The following is a 20,058-nucleotide window of genomic DNA, read 5'->3' as shown; positions in this document are numbered from 1 at the left end:
CCGGACCGGCGCAGTTACCTTCTCGCCGGCACGAACGCCCCAATTCCGGCATTCCCGCAGGTGAGCCGCGCTGTCGCCGGAAGCTATCGCCAGAAGACCGCCACGGCCGCGTTGACCAGGGTCAGACCGACGATCGCCAGGAAGTGTCCGCGGTTGACCTCGTCCCGCTTCCGGGAGAAGAAGACCATCACGAAGATGATCACGCCGATGATCGCCTTGGTGGCGAGCTTCGCCGGGGCCGGCTCGTGTCCGTCCCGCAGCGGCGCGGCCAGCCCGAGGCCGGTCACCACCTGAATGCCCGCGCCCCAGAGCATCGCCCGGTTGATCCGGAGCCGCCCGGACAGGTACTGCGTGATCGCGCCGCCCAGCAGCAGGGCGAAGCCGACGAGGTGAACGTAGAGAAGAATCAGTCGAAGAGGTTCCACGCCGGCCATGGTGCCCGACGATCAGCCGTACCACCAGCACGCCCGGCCTCGACGGCCGGGCGTGCGGATGGTGTCGGGCTCAGTTGGCGGCGCGCGGGAGGCCGGCGCGGGCGGCCACCGGGCACCGTGATCACCGCCGACAGCATGCTGATCGTGGAGGGCACCATCGACCAGGTCCAGCGGTTCGCCGCCGCCGACCGAGCGGTCAGTCGCCGCCGCCCTTGCCCTTGTCCTTGCCCTTGGCCTTGCCCCTGGGCTCGGGCTTCTTCGCGGGAGCGGGCTTGGCCGGTGCCGGCTTGGCCTTGCCGGAGGCGCCCGTGGCGGAGGTCCGGGCCGGGGTGGGGGCGCCCGTCGTCGGTGCGACGCCCGGTACGCCGGAGAGCCGGACCGCGCAGGACGAGTCGTTGAGCCGGAACTCGACCGGCAACGGGTTCGCGTCGGCGTACCGTCCGGACAGCGCCATCGTCGCGGACCGGCCCGGGGCGAGCGGGGTGTCGTCGGCGCGGACCGCGACCGACCGGCCCTGCTGCTGCCAGTGCCGCACGGTGCCCCCGGTGACCACCTGGTCACCGGGGAACGCGAAGGTCAGCCGCCAACCCGGTACGGCCTGCTCACCGCTGTTGGTCACCTGCACGTCCGCGTCGAAGCCCCGGCCGGTGTCCCTGCGCAGCGCGTAGTCGACCCGGCAGGTCGGGCCGGCCGGGGTGGCGTCCGGCGTCGCGGCGGCGGCCGGGGTGTCCGGACCGGCGGCCGGGCTGGCCGAGGTGGCCGCCCATACCCCGCCGGTCACCGCGAGCAGGCCGACCCCGGCGGCCACCGCCTGGACGCGGTGCCGGCGGTTGGCGCGCCGGTCCCGGGCCACGGTGCGGCCGGACCGGGACAGCGGCAGCGCGTCGGTGGCCGCCGAGCCGGGCAGGATGGTGGTGCCGGCGTTGGCCAGCAACGCCTCGTCGTCCCGGCCGCTCATCGGCCCACCCGGCGCCGGGGACACCGGCACCACGGCCGGTACGCCGGCCGCGTCGGCCAGGGTCCGGGCCACCTCGACGCTGCTCGGCCGGTCCACCGGGTCCTTGGCCAGGCACCGCCGGCACAGGTCGGCCACCTCGGCGGGCAGCCCACCAACCACCGCGAGCGGCTCCGGTTCCCGGTACAGGTGGGCCCGCAGCAACTCGGTCCGGCCGTCGACCGGCCAGGGCAGCCGGCCGGACAGCATCCGGTAGAGCAGCAGGCCGAGGGCGTACACGTCGGTGGCGGCGGTGACCTGGCCGCCGTCGAGCCGTTCCGGCGCCAGGTACGCGGGGGTGCCGAGCACCGCGCCGCCGGGCTCGCTGTCCCGCTCGCCGACCAGCGCCGAGATGCCGAAGTCGACCACCTTGGCGCCGGCGCCGGTGAGCATCACGTTGCCCGGGGTGACGTCCCGGTGCACCACGCCCCGGGCATGCGCGGTGGCCAGCGCCGAGGCGACCTCGGCGCACGCCGTGACGGCCTCCCGCCAGGGCATCCGGCCGCCGTGCCGGCCGAGGTACGCGGCCACGGAGCAGCCGTCGACCAGCTCCATCACCACGTACGGGACGGGCACCCCGGCCTCGACGGTCTCGCCGTAGTCGTACACGTTGGTGATGTGCGGGTGGCACAGCCGCGCGGCGGCCTTGGCCTCGATCCGGATTCGGTGCCGGAAGGTCCGGTCGCCGGCCAGCCGGGCGGCGAGCACCTTGACCGCCACCTGGCGGCCGAGCACCTCGTCGTAGCCCCGCCACACCACCGACATGCCGCCCGCGCCGAGCCGCTCGACCAGCCGGTAGCGCTCGCCGAGGAGCGTGGTCGTCGGCTTGTTCACCCTGCCCATGGTGTGTCTTCTTGCCCCGCGGCAAGGAATCTACACACGTCCCGCCGGACGCGGCCGGTCCGCGACCCGGCGGTCAGCCCTTGACCAGCAGCTGGTCGACCGGGGCGAACGCGTCGGTGAGCACCTGTGCCGGCCCCACGAACTCGGACAACTCCGGCCCGGTCAGCAGCTCGGCCGGGTCGGTGTCCAGCTTCGCCAGTCCGTCCCGCAGGCTCGCCAGCGGCAGCGGTTCGTCGGACGCGACGATCAGGAAGTTGGCGCCCCGCCGGTCGGCCAGCGCGTCCGGTGGGGCGATGACCGCGACGTGCGCGAACTCGGCGGCGACGGTGGCCAGTTCAGCCCGGACGAAACGCACCGGCGGATAGTCGATGACGTTCTGCACATAAACGCCGCCGGGTCGCAGCACCCGCCGGATCTCGGCCATCATCTCCCGGGTGGCCAGGTGCCAGGGCACCACCAGGTGCCCGAACGCGTCCCCGACCACCAGGTCCGCGCTGCGGTCGGGCCGGTTACCGAGCAGCACCCGGGCGTCGCCCACCATCGTCCGCAGGTCGGGTCCCGGGCGGACGCCCAACTCCCGCCGGTCCAGCTCGACCAGCCCGCCGTCGAGTTCGAAGACCAGGTTCTCGGTGCCCGGCCGGGTGGCGGTCAGGTACCGCGGGACGGTGAAGCCACCGCCGCCGAGGTGCAGCGCGGCCACCGGCCGGTCGGGTGCCGTGAACCGGTCCGCCACCAGCCCGATCCACTGGGTGTAGGCGAACTTCAGGTGGCGCGGGTCGGCCAGGTCCACGTACGAGTGCTGGGCCGAGTTGAGCAGCAGCGTCCGCCCGTCCGGCCGGGCCGGATCGGGCACCACCCGGGCACAGTGGTACGCGGTCTCCACGTCGCACGGGTTCGGCGCGACGGTGGACAGCGCGGCGCCGGCCAGCCCGAGCACCGCCAGGGCGGCACCGACCCGGGACCGGCCGGCCGCGGCGACCCCGACCCGCCGCCGCAGGTACTCGGCCAGCGCCAGCCCGGTCAGTCCGAGCAGCACCGCCAGCCCGACCACGATGGTCGTGCTGGACAGCGCCGCGACCAGCACGAACCCGGTGCCGAAGGTGGCCGTGATGCCGCCCAGCGTGCCGACGCTGGACAGCTTGCCGACCACCTGGCCGGTTCGCCGCAGGTCACCGAGCTGCAGCTTCACCACCAGCGGAGTGACCGCCGCGAGCAGGCCGGCCGGGACGAACACGGCCAGCGAGGTGAGCAGCAGGATGGCCGCGGGCGCGCCGCCGCGCAGCCACTCGCCCGCGTACCGGACCGCCGGCAGGGTCAGCGCGGTGGCGATCCCGGCCAGCACGAACGCCGGGGCCAGCAGCGTCCGCGGGTCCCGCCGGTCGGCCAGCCACCCGCCGAACCAGGCGCCGTACGCGATGGCGGCCAGCGCCACCCCGATCACCGAGCTCGTGACCTGCAGGGTCACCCCGAGGTACGGGCCGACCAGCCGCAACGCGACCGTCTCCAGCATCAGCACGGCGCCGCTGGACAGGAAGACCAGGGCCGCGGCGAGCCCGCCCGGCAACGGCCGAGCCTCCGGCGGCGCCAGTGCGGTCCTGGTCGCCGCAACATCGGAGGAGATCGGCTTCATCGCTGCGATGCTACGTGCCGATCGGCCGGTTACCCGTCAGTACATGGAGAGATGGACGTGGTTCGTGTGGTCGGCGGCCGGGCTGCCGGCCCCGTCGTAGGACCGCCAGCCGGTGCCCGGCATCCAGATCTGCCGGTACCAGATCACGTACAGCACCCCGAGCCGGCCGGCGTTCTTGATGAAGTACGCGGCCAGGTTGTTGCCGTAGGTGCGGTCCCCGCCGGTGGCGCTGACGTTCTCGAAGCCACCCGCCGCGGCGGAGAAGTCGCAGGCCCGACCCTTGGGGTGTTCACCGCCGCCGCCGCTACGGTGGCAGGAGACGTACCGCTTGAAGCCGGCCGCCTGGGCCTGCTGCATCGCGTGCAGCGTGCGCGGGGTGATGCAGGAACCGGTGGTCGGGTCGTCGACGTTGCACGACTCGCTGGGCCAGGAGCCGTCGGAGTTGCGCGGCGCGGGTTTGGCCAGTGGCGAATTGGCGTTCACGAAGCCGGCGCTGGTCGCGCCGCCCACCGCGGCCAGCGCCCGTTCCGCGTCCTTCTTCTTCTGCGCCATGACGGCGACCTGCTTGCGCTGCTGCACCACCTCGGCGTCGATGGCCGCCTTGGCCTCGGTCGCCTGTGCCCGGCTGTCGGTCAGGTCGCGCAGCTTCTGGCTGTCCAGCTGGGAGATCAGCTCCAGCGCCGCCGACCGTTGCAGCAGCTCGTCCGGGGACGCGCTGTTCAACATCATCGAGTACGGGGTGAGCCGGCCCAGCCGGTAGGACCGGGCGGCCACCGCGCCGACCTGGGCAGTGAGGTCGACCAGTCGGGCCTCGACGTCCCTGAGCCGGCCGGTCAGCTCGGTCTGCCGCTTGGTCGAGGCGTCCAGCTTGGCCTGGGCGTCGATGTGTCCGCGGGCGGCCGCCTCCAGCGCGTCGCGCAGCTTCTTGGTGCCACCCTCGTCGCCGGGGTTCGGATTCGGCGCGGCCACCGCCACGGCGACGTCGGCGACGGCGGCCGCGGTGCCCGCCGTGAGCGCGGTGACCGCGGTCAGCAGGGCCGCGAGGAACTGCCGGCCGAGCCGGTTTCCAGGCGCGCAACGCACGAAAGTCGTCCCTCCGTTCGGCCGCCTGACCCCCGCTCGGGACCGGTGCCCGCGTCGGCGGCGGTCTCCGTCGGCGCCCGCGGAACGGGGCCACCGGGCGGAGACCGCCGGTGAGCCTACCGGACCGCGGCTGCCGTGTCGGCCCGCCGCGATCCGGTCGACCGCCGTCGTGGACGCCGGGTCACGCCCACGTCACCAGGGGTGCGGACCGTCCTCGTCGAAGAAGCCACCGGTCGGCCCGTCCGCCGGCAGGGTGGCCAACCGGACCGCGGCGATCGCGCCCTGCGCCGGCGTACGGGTGCCGCCGTAGCCGTTCATCTCGGTGGCGCAGTACCCGGGGTCCGCCGAGTTGACCTTGATCGGGGTGTTCCGCAGTTCGTTCGCGTACGAGACGGTGACCGCGTTCAGCGCGCTCTTCGACGAGTTGTACGCCAACAGCGGGTTCTTCGCGAACTGATGGTCCGAATCGGCGGTCAGCGCGAACGAACCCAGCCCGCTGGACAGGTTGACGATCCGGCCGGCCGCCGACCGGCGCAACAGCGGCAGCATCGCGTCGATCATCCGGATCACCCCGAACACGTTCACCTGGTACGTCCGGTCGAGCACCTCCATCGGCACCTGGCTCGGCCACTGACCGCGTTCGAGCAGTACCCCGGCGTTGTTGACCAGGGCGTCCAGCCGGCCGAATTCGTCCTCGACCCACCGCGCGGCCCGCGCCACCGATTCCGCGTCGGTGACGTCCACCTCGACGGCGGTGGCGTCCAGCCCGTCGGCCGTCAGCTTCTCCGCCGCCTGCCGGCCCGCCTCGGTCGAGCGGGCGCCGACCAGCACGGTCGCGCCGGCCACGGCCAGTCCACGGGCGATCTCCTGACCGATTCCCCGGTTCGCCCCGGTCACCAGGGCAATGATCTTCTCTGTCATGCCGCCAGCCTGCGAGCCGGCCCGGCCCGGCGGGAGAGACCTGCCGAACCAGGGACCGGCGGTACCTGGTTGGCGTTACCGGCGTCCGGCGATGATGAACGGATGGACCGCCGCCAACTCGCCGACTTCCTGCGCATCCGACGGGCCCGGGTGCGGCCCGGAGACGTCGGGCTGCCCGCCGGGACCCGCCGCCGCACGCCGGGACTGCGCCGGGAGGAGGTGGCCCGGCTGGCCGGCATCTCGGTCGACTACTACATCCGGCTCGAACAGGCCCGCGGTCCGCACCCGTCCCGGCAGGTGCTGTCCGCCCTGGGCCGGGCGTTGCGACTGCACACGAACGAGCGGGACCACCTCTTCCGGCTCGCCGGTGAGGTGCCCCGACCGCCGGCCGGACCCAGCGCGGACGTGCCGGCCGGGGTCCTGCACCTGCTGGACCGGCTCACCGACACCCCGGCCTTCGTCATCGACGTGAAGTACGACCTGCTGGCCTGGAATCCGCTCGCGGTGGCCCTGCTCGGCGATCCGGCCGGCTGCTCGGCGGAAGAGCGCAACCTGGTCTGGCGGATGTTCCTCGGTGGCTGCGGGGTGGACCTGTCCGGTGACCCGGCCGCCGCCGCGTACGCCGACCAGTGCGTCGCCGACCTGCGGGCGGCGGCCGCGCAGTATCCGGGCGACCCGGGCATCCGCCGGCTGATCGACCGGCTGCTGACCAGCCCGGAGTTCGCCCGGCGCTGGGCCGAGCACCGGGTCTGCGTCCGGCAGGGATCGACCAGCAAGACGCTGGTCCATCCGGTGGTCGGCGAGCTGACCCTGGAGTGCGAGGTGCTGGAGGTGGCCGGGCACGGCCAGCGGCTCGTCATCCACACGGCCGTCCCGGGCAGCCCGTCGGCCGAGGCGCTGAAGCTGCTCGGCGTCGTCGGTCCGCAGTGGCCGGCGCAGGCGCGTTGAGGAGTCAGTCGGTCGCGCCGAGGACCTCCTGGACCGTCGTCCAGATCTCCTCGTTGGCCGCGACCAACAGGCCGCGCCGGTCGTCGGCCGGGTCGTACCGGCCGCCGTCGAACCGGCGGGCCACCCCGCCGGCCTCCTCGACCAGCAGCACCCCGGCGGTGTGGTCCCAGGGCAGGGTGCGCCAGAAGACGGCGAAGTGCTGCACGCCGGTGACGATGTCGCGGTACTCCTGGGCGGCGCAGTGCCGGCCGGACAGCAGCGCACCGATCCGGTCGCCGTGCTCGCCGACCGAATCCCGCATGGCGTCCGGCAGGATCCGGGCCCGCAGCGCGCCGCGCAGGTCGGCGGCCGGCGGCCCGGCCTGCGGCAGCCGTACGGCCGCCCCGTCGAGGTACGCGCCGCGGTGCTCGTCGGCCACCAGCAGGCTGTCGGTCAACGGGTCGAGGATCCAACCGGTCCGGGTGACCCCGTCCCGGCGCAACGCCACCATCACCGCGAACGGGGGCCGCCCGGCGGTGAAGTTCGAGGTGCCGTCCAGCGGGTCGACCAGCCAGACCGGGCCGCTCTCGCGCAGGTGCTCGAGCTGGCCGGCGTCCTCGGCCACCCCTTCCTCGCCGACCACGACCGAACCGGGCAGCAGCGCGCGCAGCCCGTCGCCGATGATCTGTTCGGCCCGGCGGTCGGCCACGGTCACCAGCTGGCCGGGCGACTTCTCCTCGATCTCGTCGTCGTCGAGCCGGCGGAACGACGGCATGATGGCGTTCGCCGCGGCCTTCCGGAGCAGCGCGCCGACCTCTTCGATCAGGTTCGTGGTCACGATGGTCAGCCGCGCGGGGGCAGCTTCACCACGCTGACGAAGAACTCGTCGATCTGCCGGACCACCGCGATGAACCGCTCGAAGTCGACCGGCTTGGTGACGTACGCGTTCGCGTGCAACTGGTAGCTGCGCAGGATGTCCTCGTCCGCCTGCGACGTGGTGAGCACCACCACCGGGATCTGCCGCAGGTGGTCGTCCTTCTTGATCTCGGCGAGCACCTGCCGACCGTCGAAGCGGGGCAGGTTCAGGTCGAGCAGGATCAGGTCCGGCACGGTGGCGTCCGCGTACTGGCCCTCCCGGCGCAGGTAGGCGAGCGCCTCCGCGCCGTCGGAGACGACGGTGAGCCGGTTGCGCAGCTTGTGCTCCTCGAACGCCTCCTGCGTCATCAGCACGTCGCCCGGGTCGTCCTCGACGAGCAGGACCTCGATCGGGCTCTTTCCGTCGGCAGGCGCCGTCATGCCACCGTCTCCCTCATCCCACCAGTCTCCTCCACCGACTTACCGCCCGTTCGCCCGGCACCGTTCTCCGCAGCGTCCGACCCGGCAGTGTTCGACCCCGCCGTGTCCGACCCCGCCGTGTCCGGCCCGGCAGCGTCGTCCGGCCCGGCAGCGTCGTCCGGCCCGGCAGCGTCGTCCGGCCCGGCAGCGTCGTCCGGCCCGGCAGCGTCGTCCGGCCCGGCAGCGTCGTCCGGCCCGGCAGCGTCGTCCGGCCCGGCAGCGTCCGACCCCACCGGCGCCGCTCCGGCCGCACCGGAGGACTCGGACGACTCGGTCCCGGCCGGACCGGACGCATCCGTCGGCGCCTCGTCCTCCTCGGCGGTCAGCGCCGGGAGGGTGAACCGGATGGCGGTCCCCTCGGGTACGTCCGGGTCCACCCAGACCCGGCCGCCGTGGTACTCGACGATCTTCTTCACGATCGCCAGGCCGATTCCGGTGCCCGGGTAGGCGTCCTTCGAGTGCAGCCGCTGGAAGATGACGAAGATCTTGTCGGCGAACTCGGACTCGATGCCGATCCCGTTGTCCTGGCAGGTGATCTCCCAATCGGCGCCGACCCGGCGCGCGGAGATGTGCACCCGGGGCGGCACGTCGGGACGGCGGAACTTCAACGAGTTGCTCACCAGGTTGGCCAGCAGGTTCGTCAGCAGTGCCTCCTCACCGCTGACCACCGGCAGGTCGGACCAGGTCAGCTCGCCGTCCACGTACTCCCGGGCCGCCTCGGTCTGGCCGGACACCTCGGCCATCACCTGGTCCAGGTCGACCTCGACGAACCCGGTGGTGAGCCGGCCGATCCGGGAGAACGCCAGCAGGTCGTTGATCAGCCGCTGCATCCGCTGCGCACCGTCCACCGCGAAGGCGATGTACTGGTCGGCCCGCTCGTCGAGCTGGCCGGCGTACCGGCGTTGCAGCAGCTGGCAGAAGCTGGACACCTTGCGCAACGGCTCCTGCAGGTCGTGCGAGGCGACGTAGGCGAACTGTTCCAGGTCCCGGTTGGACCGGACCAGTTCCTCGGCCTGCTTCTCCAGCTGGGCGTTCGCCTCCTCGATGCTGGTCCGGGCCGCCCGCACCTCGGCCAGGTCGGAGGCGATCTTGCGGCGCATGGCGTCCACGTCACCGGCGAGCTGGGCCAGCTCCGGCGGCCCGACCTTCTCGATGTCGCGCTGGTAGTCGCCTTCGGCCACGGCACGCACCTGGCTGGCCAGCACCGTCAGCGGGCCGACCACCAGCCGGTTGAGCGAGAGCATCAGCGCGAACCCGGCGATCAGCACCACCAGCGCGGCAGTGATCAGGAGGATGACCAGGGCGTTGCCGGTACGGTTGACCCGGTCCGCGCCCTGCTGCCGGAGCACCATGATCGACTGCTGGAGGTCACCGATGCTGGCCCGGATCCCGTCGAACTGCGCCCGGGCGTCCTCGGTGAGCACCGACTGACCGGCCGAGGGGCCGGACCGCCCGGTCGTCTCGATGGCCGGGATGGCGACCGTCTGCCGCCACCGGTCGGCCTTCTCCTCGACCGTCGCCACCTGTTGCTGGACGGCCGGATGGTCGGCCAGCAGCGGGCGCATCGCCGCGACGGTGCTCTGCTCCTGCTTGAGCCCGTTCTCGTACGGAGCGAGGTCGTCCCGTTTGCCGCTGACCACGTAACCGCGGACCCCGGTCTCCTGATTGATCATCGCGGCGAGCAACGCCTCGGCCTGCACCCGCAGCGGACCGGTCTGGTTGAGGATCGTGTCGGTAGCCTGGCGGTTCCGCGTCGCCACCACCGCCTCGGCCACCGCGAGACCGGTGAGCAGGACACCCACGGTGACGCAGAGCACCACCACCCGCCGCCGCAACGACCAGTTCCGCCGGGCGCCCATCATCGCCCCCTTCCCCTGCTCACCAGCAACATGGCCACGTCGTCGGCGAGCGGGCCGCCGTTGAACTCCTCGGCCCGACCGACCAGCCAGCCGGGCAGGTCCGGCAGCGGCACCGCCCCGGCCTCGTCGCCACCCACCAGGGTCCGCAGGCCGGCGACGTCCAGCCGGTCGTCGCCGGCATCGATCCGGCCCTCGATCAGGCCATCGGTGTAGAGCAGCAACGACCAGTCGTCGCTGTCGAGCTGGATCTCGTACGGGACCGCCGGCCGCGGCCGCACGCCGAGCAGCAGCCCGCCGGGCGCGGCGACCTGGACGACCCGGCCCCTCGCCAGCAGCAGCGGCGGCGGGTGTCCGGCCAGCCGGACGGTGACCCGGTTGGCGGCCAGGTCGAGCCGCGCGGTGGCGACCGTCGCGAAGATCTCCTGGAGCCGGCGTTCGCTCATCAGCACCTGCTCCAGCGCCGGCAGCACCGCGTCGTCCGGCACGCCGGCCAGCACCAGCGCCCGCCACGCGACGCGCAGCTCGACCCCGAGGGCGGCCTCGTCGGCCCCGTGCCCGCAGACGTCGCCGACGATCACGTCGACCCGGTCCGGGGTGGTCTGCACCACGTCGTAGAAGTCGCCGCCGATCAGGGCGGCGTGCCGGCCGGGTCGGTAGAAGGTGTGCACGGCGACCTGGTCGGTGTCCATCAGCGGCTGCGGCAGCAGGCCGCGCTCCAGCCGGGCCGACTCGGCCTGGCGCAGCTCGACCTCGCGCAGCCGGCGGGTGTTCTCGTCGGCCCGCTTGCGCTCCACCGCATAGCGCAGCGCGCGGGCCAGCAGCACCCCGTCGACCTGGCCCTTGACCAGGTAGTCCTGGGCGCCCTCGGCCACCGCGCCGACGCCGAGGTGCTCGTCCTGCCGGCCGGTGAGCACGCAGACCGCGGCCCCGCTGGACATGTCCAGCACCTGCCGCAGCCCGTCCAGCCCCTGCGCGTCGGGCAGGCCGAGGTCCAGCAGGACACAGTCGACGCCGGACATCTGCGCCCGGGCCTGGTTGAGGCTGGTCGCGACGCGCAGCTCGATCGCCGCCCCGGTCTCGGCGAGCAGCTCACCGACCAGGAACGCGTCGCCCTCGTCGTCCTCGACGAGCAGCACCCGCAGCCGCTCGCCGTGCGGCAGCGGGGCGCCGCGCCCGGAACCGCCCTTGCCGAGCCCTCGGCCCGAACCGCCCCGACCGGGTTCACCCTGCCCGAATCCGCCCGCCGGGTACGCCCGCGCCGGCACCACCGACGACCCGGTCATACCGGTCGTCCGAATCGTCGGGTGCCCGCCCGGAGGGCAGGTTGGTCCGTGCTGATCTGAGGCTCCTTCGCTGCTCCGGTCCGGGCCGATCCTGTACCAGTAAACGCTCCCACACAACACGGCGATCCCGGTGCCCCGCGCGGCACCCCGGCTCACCCTTTCGATTCCGTACCACCGACCGCGGCACGTCGGTCCGGCGGGCCGTGGCACACCGAAGATGCACTGTAACCGGCGGCCCGGCGACGCACGTGGAGCGAGGGCGCGACACCGCGACCGGAAGCGGTGCGTGATCAACTGTTTGCGTGGAGTGTTCATGATGGGGGGTGAATTCTGGATCCGGCACACCTGGAGGCACGGGTGGGAAACAAACGATCCGAGGACCCGCCGCGTACCCGGGCGCACCGCAGGCTGCTCTACAAGATCCTGACCAGCGTGGCCAGTTTCACGGTGACCTTCGCGGTGTCCGCCCTGCTGCCCGACGGGCAGCGACCGGAGGTGGTGTGGAACATCGGCGTCTCGCTGTTCGTGGCCGGCGTGGTGTTCGTCGCCCAGTACCTGTTCGATGTGGAGCGTCGCCTCGCCACGCTGGACCAGAACGTGGAGCGTCGGCTCGCCGCGCTGGAGCAGCACTTCGACGAGTTCCGCCGGCGTACCGGCACGGACCTGTCCCGGTACGCCGAGGCGACCAGGGAACAGCTCACCGACGGCTTCTCGAAGATCCATCTGGCCACCGAGCTGTTCGGGCTGCGCGAGGCATCCCAGCTGAAGCCGGACGAGATGACCGAGATAACCAAGCTGGTGCGCAACCGTACGAAAATCACCTCGGACGCGACCGAGCTGGTGCAGGACTTCGCCCAGAACGAGATCACCCGGCTGGCCGAGTATCTCAAGCAGATCGGCGACGGCAGCGACCTCACCTACGAGGGTGAGGACCGGGACTGGCTGCTCGGTCTGACCAAGGTGGCCCGCACCAGCATCCAGGCGACCAGCCTGAGCAGCGTCGACGCCGGCGGCAAGAGCTTCATCGCCGGCGGGTTGTGGCGCACCGACCTGGGCCAGCGCTACCTGGACCTGCAACGTGAGGCGATCAAGCGCAAGGTGACGGTCCAGCGGCTGTTCATCATCGACCGGGAGGGCGTCCGCCCGGAGGAGGTGGCCGACGTGCTCCGCCAGCAACTGGAGATCGGCGTGCAGGTGAAGATCCTGGACGCCACCGTCGCGTCCACCTTCCACCCCCGGCTGCGCGACTTCGTCGTCTTCGACGGCGTACTGAGCTACCAGACGGCGGCCTCCACGGTCGGCCGGCTCGACCCGATGGTGGTGAACACCTCGGTGGTCACCCACCGGGAACGGGTGATCCGGCGGATCGGCGAGTTCAACGACCTGTGGACCGCCCCGGACGCCCGGCGGGTCACCCTCGACGCGCACCGCAAGGTCGTCCTTCCGCCGCTGCCCGGCGACGACGACGCCGGCGGGCCCGGGCCGTCGGACCGGCACCGCGGTCGGCGCTGACGCTGACCGCCGGCCGGGCCACCCGGGGAGGCGGTCACCGGCCGGTCGGGACCGTCAGTCGGGCCGACGGGCCCGGCCGGTGGCGACGATCATGCCGCTGTAGCCGTCCCTGATCGGGTCGCCGATCTCGATCGGCGTGAGCCGGACGTCGGTGGCCACCGGCGCCAGCGTCCGCGCCACCTCCGCCTCGTCCACGGCGACCGCCGGGAACCAGTTGTCGGCGACGTAGTAGCCCTGCGACTTGGCCATGAAGGCGCTGGCGAACGGCGCGCCGGGAGCCAGCGCCCCGACGAAGGCGTGCACCGCCCGCTGGAACTCGGCCAGGTCGGTCGAGAGCGAACAGGCCACGAAGAACATCGTGCCCAGGTCCCACCGGGCCGCCGGCAGGTCGAAGATGCTGCCCTGGCGGACCTCCGCCAGTTCGGCCAGCGCCCGGCGCGGATCCGCCAGTTCCGCGTACGGGGACCGGCTGCGGTAGACGTCCCAGAACTCGTCCCAGTTCGGGTCGAAGGACGCGGTCTGCCGGGTGAGCCAGGCCACGTTCGACGCGCTGTACTCCCAGAAGTCGATGTGCGCGCAGAAGGGCAGCATGGCCAACGACGGGTAGAGATTGGCGCCGGCTCCGACGTCGACCCCCCGCGCCCCCTCGGGTACGCCGGCCGTCGCGAAGAAGTCCCGGACGATCTCCATTATCTGCCGGTCGTCGTCCCGCACCGAACGGTAGTTGTGATCCGAGTAGGCTTCGGAATCAAAATGATCCCAGTCGAATTGATCGTTGCCAGCCGGGGTGGTCGCGTCCAGACGGTTCATGGTGACCTCTTCGAGGCGCTCGGGGGCGGAGCTTCGACCTGCTCAACCCGTAAATTATTCTCTTGTCCGACCCTCCGGCAATGGTTTTCACCGGGCAGGCGGGACCCCGTTCAGCCTCGATCCGGAAAGCCAATTACGACGATACGCGCGGCGCGCGAGCGCCACAATTCACCATTGATCGCCACCCGTCAAGTCCTCCGAAGGGACCGGCTTCGTCGACCTTACGGGCACCGACCGGACGGTCCGGGCGGTCCGGGCGCCGACGCGGTCGACCGTCCATCATCGTGTCACTGCAGGCCGCTGAGGGTGAGCACCTCGTCGGCGCAGCCCCAGGAGAGGGTCAACCCGGAGCCGCCGTGCCCGTAGTTGTGGATGATCGGCACGCCGTCGACGACGTCCCGCTCGACCCGTACCCGGGACCGGCTGGGCCGTAGGCCGACCCGGATCTCCCGTACCCGCGCCTGGCGCAGTCGCGGCTCGACGGCGGCACACCGCTCGATGATCGCCCGCGCCGCGACCCGGTCGGGTTCGAGACTGTCCGAACGTTGCAGGGCACTGCCGCCCAGCACGACGTGATCGCCGTGCGGCAGGAAATACGTCAGTTCCTCGTTCTCCGCGTGATCCTGGAAGAAGGAGTCGATCCCCGGATTGTCCACGATGACCAGTTGGCCGCGGGTGGGAAAGACCTCGTCGTCCGGGACCAGGTGCCGGGAGCCCAGACCGGTGCAGTTGACCATTGTCCGGGCCCGGCCGACCAACTCCCGGAACGAGCCGATCACGCCGATCTCCACGGCCACCCCGACCGCGTCCAGTCGGCGAATCAGATAGCCGAGATAGCGCGGCATGTCGACCAGCGGAATCGTGTATCGCCACCCACAGACGTACGGGGGCGGCAGTTCCTCGGGTCGGCAGAGTTCGAAGTCCTGAACGCCGAGCGCCCACAGTGGAGGATCGACCGGATAGGGCGCAACTTCCAGGCCGCGGACGAGGCGTACGCCGGAATGGGGATCCTCGGCGATCTTCTCCAACGTCAATCGGGTCTGTTCACTCCAGTGCAGCACCCGGGGATCCGAGACCATGTACGGCCCCCAACTCGCGCCGGCGCTGGCCGACGTGGTCCGCTCGGGTGGTTGATCAGCCAGCACCCGGACGGAGAGACCGGCTTCCGCGAGGCGGATCGCGGTGGTCAGTCCGACGACGCCCGCACCGACCACGATTACGTCGGTCTCCCCAGAAGTCACCACCGACCAATGCTATCGCCAGATTGATGAACGTCAGGAGGCTTTCGGTGTCCGAACCTTTGCCGTCATTCGTTCGCCCCCGTCGTCGGACGACCCGTCGAACCAAACTTCGGGAATGCTCACTTCCACCGAAAATGGACGAACAGCCGGCCGAAGTTCTTCGAGTCCTTCTCCACCCGGTGATAGAGCTGCTTGACGTCCTTCTGATCCAGGAACCGCAGCACCCGCTTCTTGAGCTGCCCCGATCCCTTGCCCGGAATGATCTCGACGAGGGTGGCCTTCTTGGCCACCGCCTCGTCGATGATCCCGCGCAACGCCCGGTCGATGTCCTGGCCCCGGTTGAAGATGTCGTGCAGATCGAGCTTCAGCTTCACCGGCCGGTCACCCTCGTCTCCACCCGCCGCAGCGCGGTCCGGTAGTCGTCGTTGTCGGCGTACATCGCGGCCGCGATGCGCAGGTGCCGCAGCGCCTCCGCGGGCCGGCCGGCCCGCTCCAGCGTACGACCCAGCACGTGGTGGGCGTAGTGGTCGCTGGGGTCCCGCTCGACCAGCGCCCGTAGCTGCTCCTCGGCCCGGCCGAGTTGCGCGGACTGGAAGTAGGACCGGGCCAGCAGTTGCCGTACGGCACTGTTGTCGGGTTCCGCCTCGACGATGGGTTCCAGCAGCCGGGCCGCCCCGATCGGGTCGCCCGCCTCGAAGAACATGGTCGCCCGCCGGTAGTCCGCCAGCAGATCCATCTCCCACCTCCTGGAATTCGCGCGCCCGTGGTACGACGCTGTCACAACATCACCGCGACCGCGAGTGTTCCCACCCCGGCGGACCGCCGTCCCGGACCGTCCAGGCGCGCACGCCGCCAAGGATGCCGGCCGTGTTCGGCACCACCACCACGTCGTCGCCCATCCGGGCCAGTTGTTCCGGTCGGATCAGCCGGGAGTTCCCGCCACCCAGGTAGAGCCGGTCCCAGAGGAAGACCGGCCGCAGGCCGTCCACCACGCCGCGCACCCGACGGGACCAGAACGCGTCGCCCAACCGCCGCCGCTCGTGCTCGCCGACGTACGTGTCGTAGCTCATCCCCCAGCGCACCGGCGCCTGGGACAGCTCCAGGTGCGGGGCGAGCACGCCGCCGTCGAACAGCGCGCAGCCCAGGCCGGTGCCCAGGGTGAGCACCAGTTCCAGGCCGGTGCCGGCGACCACCCCGGCGCCGTGCACCTCCGCGTCGTTGAGCACCAGCACCGGCGTACCGAACGCCTCGGCCAGCGCGGTCCGCGCGTCGAAGCCGGCCCACTCGGCGACCAGGTCCGGGTCGACCCGGGTACGCGGCCCGGCCCGGGTGACGTAGTGCGGCGTGGCCACCACCACGCCGTGCCGGAGCATGCCGGGCATCCCGACGGTCACCCGGTCGGCGGTCGGCAACCGGCCGCCGAGTTCCACCAGGGTCTTGACGAACAGGGCCGGCGGCAACGGGTACGGGGTGGGCACCCGCAACGGCCGGGCCCGCATGGTGCCCGCCTCGTCCAGCACCGACGCCTTGATCCCGCCGCCGCCGCAGTCGATCGTGAGAGTGGTCGTCACGCCGCCAGTCTCCCCCGCCACCGCCCCGGCGGGCCCGAACCGACGAGCCGGCGGGGCCGGACCGACCGATAGGATCGGGCCACCATGAGCGCCACGTTGATCGCGAAGGACCTGGCCGCCGGGCACGGGGACCGCGTCCTGTTCAGCGGCTTGGACCTGGTGGTCGCGCCCGGCGACGTGATCGGCCTGGTCGGGCCGAACGGCGCCGGCAAGTCCACCCTGCTCCGCACGCTGGCCGGGCTGCTGCCCACCGAGCAGGGCAGCGTGCAGCTCAACCCGCCGGAGGCCACCGTCGGGTTCCTGCCGCAGGAGCCGGACCGCCGGCCCGACGAGACCGTACGCGGGTTCCTGGCCCGGCGTACCGGGGTCGCCGCGGCCCAGGCCACGCTGGACGCGGCGACCGAGGCGCTGACCGCGGGCGAGCCCGGCGCCGACGACGCGTACCCGGTGGCGTTGGAGCGCTGGCTGGCCCTCGGCGGGGCGGACCTGGACGAGCGGGCCGGCCAGGTCGCGGCCGACCTGGGCCTGGCGGTCGAGCTGGACCGGCCGATGACCGCGCTCTCCGGCGGCCAGGCGGCCCGGGCCGGGATGGCCTCGCTGCTGCTCAGCCGGTACGACATCTTCCTGCTCGACGAGCCGACCAACGACCTGGACCTGGCCGGCCTGCACCGGCTGGAGGAGTTCGTCACCGGGCTGCGCGCCGGGACGGTGCTGGTCAGCCACGACCGCGAGTTCCTCACCCGCACGGTGACCCGGGTGGTCGAACTGGACCTGCCCCAGCAGCGGGTCAACCAGTACGGCGGTGGCTACGCCGGTTACCTGGAGGAGCGCGAGGTGGCCCGCCGGCAGGCCCGGGCCGACTACGACGAGTACGCGGAGACCCGCGCCGGGCTGGAGGCCCGGGCCCGCACCCAGCGGGCCTGGATGGAGAAGGGCGTCAAGAACGCCCGCCGCAAGGCCACCGACAACGACAAGATCGGCCGGAAGTTCCGGGCCGAGGCGACCGAGAAGCAGGCCGCGAAGGCCCGGCAGACCGACAAGCTGATCGAACGGCTGACCGAGGTCGAGGAGCCGCGCAAGGAGTGGGAGCTGCGGATGGAGATCGCCGCGGCGCCCCGGGCCGGTGTGGTGGTGGCGACGCTGCGGGACGCGGTGGTCCGCCGGGGCGGGTTCACCCTCGGTCCGGTGCACCTGCAGATCGACTGGGCCGACCGGGTGGCCATCACCGGCGCCAACGGTTCCGGCAAGTCCACCCTGCTGGCCGCCCTGCTCGGCCGGTTGCCGCTGGAGCGGGGCCAGGCACACCTCGGTCCCGGGGTGGTGGTCGGCGAGATCGACCAGGCCCGCGGGCTGTTCCTCGGTGGCCGGCCGCTGCTGGAGGCGTTCGGCGCCGCCGTACCGGATCTCGTGCCGGCCGACGTGCGGACCCTGCTGGCCAAGTACGGCCTGCGCGCGCAGCACGTGCTGCGCCCGGCGGCCAGCCTCTCCCCCGGTGAGCGCACCCGGGCGGCGCTGGCCCTGCTGCAGGCCCGCGGGGTGAACCTGCTGGTGCTCGACGAGCCCACCAACCACCTGGACCTGCCGGCGATCGAGCAACTGGAGTCCGCGCTGGCGTCGTACCCGGGCACCCTGCTGCTGGTCACCCACGACCGTCGGATGCTGGACGCGGTGCACACCAACCGGCGCCTGGAAGTCGACGCCGGCCAGGTCACCGAACGCTGAGCACCGCCGGTCAGCCAGCCCGCCGGAGAGAGCACGGCCGGCCGGGGACCTCGACCGCCGGGAATAGTCCGGACGGATCCGGGTAGCCCGCGCCGGGAGGTGACCGGGATGGTCTCGCTGGCACGGACGGCGATGCCGGGCGAACGGCTGCGCCAGATCGACGACTTCCTCGCCACGGCCTGGGCCGACCTGGTGAAGTTCGACGAGCGGCTGCGCGGCGTCACGGTCGACGTGCGGTTCGACCGCGGCGTCGCCCACCTGTCCGGCGAGGCCGCCGACCACGACGACCTGCGCCTGGTACGCCGGCTGATCGGTCAGCTCGACGGGGTGCTCGCGGTCTGGCCCCGGGTACGCGTCGCCGGCCGCGACCCGGTCGTGCTGGATCTCGGCTGCGGCCCGGCCAAGCAGTGGCCCGACAACATCGGCTTCGACCTGCGGGTCGCGCCCGGGGTGGACGGGATCGCCGACCTGTCCGGCTCGCTGCCGGTGGCCGACGACTCGGTCGACGTGATCTTCACGGTGCACATCCTGGAGCACCTGATCGACTTCCTGCCGCTGGTCGACGAGTGTCACCGGGTGCTGCGGCCGGGCGGCAGCCTGCACGTGATGAGCCCGTGGTGGGGGCACGTCAACGCGGTGGCCGACCCGACCCACGTCCGGTTGCTGGACGTGCAGACGTTCAAGGGGATCTGCCAGCGGCCACCGGGCACACCGCGCTGGTACCCGCTGCACGCCGGCTGCGACGGCGCCTCGATCTTCGCCGACCTCGTTCCGCTCGGCCCGGACGAACCGGGACCGGTGGATTCCCACCTGGCCCGCTTCTTCGACTGACCGATCATTCGACTGATCGATCAGCGGTCCGGCCGGCCGAGGGTGCTCTCCCTCGGGGTGAGCCGGTGCGGTGCGGTCAACGCCTGGGCCGGGGCGTCCCGGTCACCGTCCAGGCGGGCGGCCAGCAGATCCACCGCCAGCCGGGCGATCCGCTCCTTGTCCGGGGTGATGGTGCTCAGCGTGGGGATGGCGAACCGGCCGTCCTCGATGTCGTCGAAGCCGGCCACCGCGACGTCCTCGGGAACCCGTAGTCCCGACTCGTGCAACGTCCGCAGCGCACCCAGGGCGAGCGTGTCGTTGAAGCAGAACACCGCGTCCGGGCGTACCCCGGTGGTGAGCAGGGTCCGCATGGCCGCGGCCCCGTCCGCGCGGTGCCAGGCGGCGGCCGGGGCGACCAGCCGGTCGTCGACGGCGATGCCGGCGGCCTCCAGCGCGGCGCGGTAGCCGGCCAGCCGGAGCCGGGCGCTGGCCCCCTCGGCGGTGCGCTGCGCACCGATCGCGGCGATCCGCCGCCGGCCGAGCCCGACCAGGTGCGCGGTGGCCGCCCGGGCGGCGGCCACGTTGTCGATCACCACGTGGTCGGCCGGGCCGTGGTCGACCCGCTCGCCGAGCAGCACCATCGGGGTGCCGTCGGCGCCGCCGGCGAGGTCCTCGCCGGTGAGCGCGAGCGGGCTGAGGATCAGCCCGTCGATCATGTGGTCGCGGATCCCGGCCACGACCATCCGTTCCTGCTCGTGGGATCCGCCGGTCTGGTCGATCAGTACGGTCCAGCCGCGCTCGGCGGCGGCGGTGACCACGTGCCGGGCCAGTTCCGCGAAGTACGGCAGGTCCAGTTCCGGTACGGCCAGCGCGATCACCCCGGTCCGGCCCCGGCGCAGGTTGCGGGCCGACAGGTTGGGGCGGTAGTTGAGCTCGGCGATCGCCTCCTGCACCCGGGCCCGGGTGTCCGGGCGGACGTGCAGGTAGCCGTTGACCACGTTGGAGACCGTCTTGACCGAGACTCCGGCGCGCTCCGCGACGTCCTTGAGCCTGTGCCGCACCGGCCCGCCCCCTTCGATGTCT

The 20,058-nt window shown here is 72.4% G+C and carries 19 protein-coding genes; 4 read left to right on the top strand and 15 right to left on the bottom strand.

The window, feature by feature from the left end; genetic code table 11:
- Positions 1-83: 83 nt before the first annotated feature.
- The 5 genes from ACFOX0_RS12420 to ACFOX0_RS12400 all read right to left on the bottom strand — a co-directional run bounded on the left by ACFOX0_RS12420 (position 84) and on the right by ACFOX0_RS12400 (position 5,905).
- A complete protein-coding gene (locus tag ACFOX0_RS12420; RefSeq protein WP_377544961.1) occupies positions 84-425 on the bottom strand; it encodes a hypothetical protein in 342 nt (113 codons plus the stop codon).
- 205 nt (positions 426-630) lie between these two features.
- Positions 631-2,271 (bottom strand): protein kinase domain-containing protein, encoded by a 1,641-nt coding sequence (locus ACFOX0_RS12415; protein WP_377544959.1) that lies wholly within the window; start codon positions 2,269-2,271, stop codon positions 631-633.
- Between the two features lie 73 nt (positions 2,272-2,344).
- Positions 2,345-3,901, bottom strand: coding sequence for a fused MFS/spermidine synthase (locus ACFOX0_RS12410; protein WP_377544957.1), 1,557 nt, complete (start codon positions 3,899-3,901; stop codon positions 2,345-2,347).
- Between the two features lie 36 nt (positions 3,902-3,937).
- Positions 3,938-4,933, bottom strand: coding sequence for a coiled-coil domain-containing protein (locus ACFOX0_RS12405; protein ID WP_377545426.1), 996 nt, complete (start codon positions 4,931-4,933; stop codon positions 3,938-3,940).
- 243 nt (positions 4,934-5,176) lie between these two features.
- Positions 5,177-5,905, bottom strand: a complete 729-nt coding sequence (locus tag ACFOX0_RS12400; protein WP_377544955.1) for an SDR family oxidoreductase — start codon at positions 5,903-5,905, stop codon at positions 5,177-5,179.
- Between the two features lie 102 nt (positions 5,906-6,007).
- On the opposite strand from ACFOX0_RS12400, the gene ACFOX0_RS12395 reads away from it, so the two are divergent.
- A complete protein-coding gene (locus tag ACFOX0_RS12395; RefSeq protein ID WP_377544953.1) occupies positions 6,008-6,853 on the top strand; it encodes a helix-turn-helix transcriptional regulator in 846 nt (281 codons plus the stop codon).
- A gap of 4 nt (positions 6,854-6,857) precedes the next feature.
- On the opposite strand, the gene ACFOX0_RS12390 is transcribed toward ACFOX0_RS12395, so the two are convergent.
- The 4 genes from ACFOX0_RS12390 to ACFOX0_RS12375 are packed head-to-tail and all read right to left on the bottom strand — an operon-like array spanning position 6,858 to position 11,309.
- Positions 6,858-7,670, bottom strand: coding sequence for an inositol monophosphatase family protein (locus ACFOX0_RS12390; RefSeq protein WP_377544951.1), 813 nt, complete (start codon positions 7,668-7,670; stop codon positions 6,858-6,860).
- A gap of 5 nt (positions 7,671-7,675) precedes the next feature.
- The gene (locus ACFOX0_RS12385; RefSeq protein WP_377544949.1) at positions 7,676-8,128 is read right to left on the bottom strand and encodes a response regulator; all 453 of its coding nucleotides are present in this window, start codon (positions 8,126-8,128) and stop codon (positions 7,676-7,678) included.
- A complete protein-coding gene (locus ACFOX0_RS12380; RefSeq protein WP_377544947.1) occupies positions 8,125-10,029 on the bottom strand; it encodes a sensor histidine kinase in 1,905 nt (634 codons plus the stop codon). Before ACFOX0_RS12380 ends, ACFOX0_RS12385 begins: the two co-directional genes overlap by 4 nt.
- A complete protein-coding gene (locus tag ACFOX0_RS12375; RefSeq protein ID WP_377544945.1) occupies positions 10,026-11,309 on the bottom strand; it encodes a PP2C family protein-serine/threonine phosphatase in 1,284 nt (427 codons plus the stop codon). The genes ACFOX0_RS12380 and ACFOX0_RS12375 overlap by 4 nt, the downstream gene beginning before the upstream one ends.
- 357 nt (positions 11,310-11,666) lie before the next feature.
- Between ACFOX0_RS12375 and ACFOX0_RS12370 the strand changes: the two genes are divergently transcribed.
- Positions 11,667-12,821, top strand: coding sequence for a hypothetical protein (locus tag ACFOX0_RS12370; RefSeq protein ID WP_377544943.1), 1,155 nt, complete (start codon positions 11,667-11,669; stop codon positions 12,819-12,821).
- A 54-nt stretch (positions 12,822-12,875) separates the two neighbouring features.
- Here ACFOX0_RS12370 and ACFOX0_RS12365 read toward each other — a convergent pair whose 3' ends face one another.
- From ACFOX0_RS12365 to ACFOX0_RS12345, 5 genes are all read right to left on the bottom strand, one after another.
- Complete coding sequence (locus ACFOX0_RS12365; RefSeq protein WP_377544941.1) at positions 12,876-13,631, bottom strand: SCO2525 family SAM-dependent methyltransferase; 756 nt, start codon at positions 13,629-13,631, stop codon at positions 12,876-12,878.
- 287 nt (positions 13,632-13,918) lie between these two features.
- Positions 13,919-14,875 carry an FAD-dependent oxidoreductase gene (locus ACFOX0_RS12360; RefSeq protein WP_377544939.1) on the bottom strand — a complete coding sequence of 319 codons (957 nt, stop codon included), beginning with the start codon at positions 14,873-14,875 and terminating at the stop codon, positions 13,919-13,921.
- Between the two features lie 116 nt (positions 14,876-14,991).
- Positions 14,992-15,246 (bottom strand): Smr/MutS family protein, encoded by a 255-nt coding sequence (locus ACFOX0_RS12355; RefSeq protein ID WP_377447797.1) that lies wholly within the window; start codon positions 15,244-15,246, stop codon positions 14,992-14,994.
- Positions 15,243-15,608, bottom strand: a complete 366-nt coding sequence (locus tag ACFOX0_RS12350) for a tetratricopeptide repeat protein (protein ID WP_377544937.1) — start codon at positions 15,606-15,608, stop codon at positions 15,243-15,245. The genes ACFOX0_RS12355 and ACFOX0_RS12350 overlap by 4 nt, the downstream gene beginning before the upstream one ends.
- Positions 15,609-15,657: 49 nt before the next feature.
- Positions 15,658-16,443: an ROK family protein gene (locus ACFOX0_RS12345; protein ID WP_377544935.1), complete on the bottom strand. Its 786-nt coding sequence runs from the start codon at positions 16,441-16,443 to the stop codon at positions 15,658-15,660.
- Positions 16,444-16,527: 84 nt separating this feature from the next.
- Between ACFOX0_RS12345 and ACFOX0_RS12340 the strand changes: the two genes are divergently transcribed.
- Together ACFOX0_RS12340 and ACFOX0_RS12335 are read left to right on the top strand one after the other, a co-directional pair.
- A complete protein-coding gene (locus ACFOX0_RS12340) occupies positions 16,528-18,165 on the top strand; it encodes an ABC-F family ATP-binding cassette domain-containing protein (RefSeq protein WP_377544933.1) in 1,638 nt (545 codons plus the stop codon).
- A 108-nt stretch (positions 18,166-18,273) separates the two neighbouring features.
- A complete protein-coding gene (locus tag ACFOX0_RS12335) occupies positions 18,274-18,996 on the top strand; it encodes a methyltransferase domain-containing protein (RefSeq protein ID WP_377544931.1) in 723 nt (240 codons plus the stop codon).
- Positions 18,997-19,016: 20 nt separating this feature from the next.
- On the opposite strand, the gene ACFOX0_RS12330 is transcribed toward ACFOX0_RS12335, so the two are convergent.
- Complete coding sequence (locus ACFOX0_RS12330; RefSeq protein ID WP_377544929.1) at positions 19,017-20,036, bottom strand: LacI family DNA-binding transcriptional regulator; 1,020 nt, start codon at positions 20,034-20,036, stop codon at positions 19,017-19,019.
- Positions 20,037-20,058 lie beyond the last annotated feature (22 nt).

Origin of the sequence: Micromonospora zhanjiangensis (genome assembly GCF_042650605.1) — a bacterium.
Taxonomy (GTDB): Bacteria; Actinomycetota; Actinomycetes; order Mycobacteriales; family Micromonosporaceae; genus Micromonospora_J; species Micromonospora_J zhanjiangensis.
The sequence above is the reverse complement of the archived record's forward strand: the minus strand, read 5'-3'. Positions and strand labels throughout refer to the sequence as shown.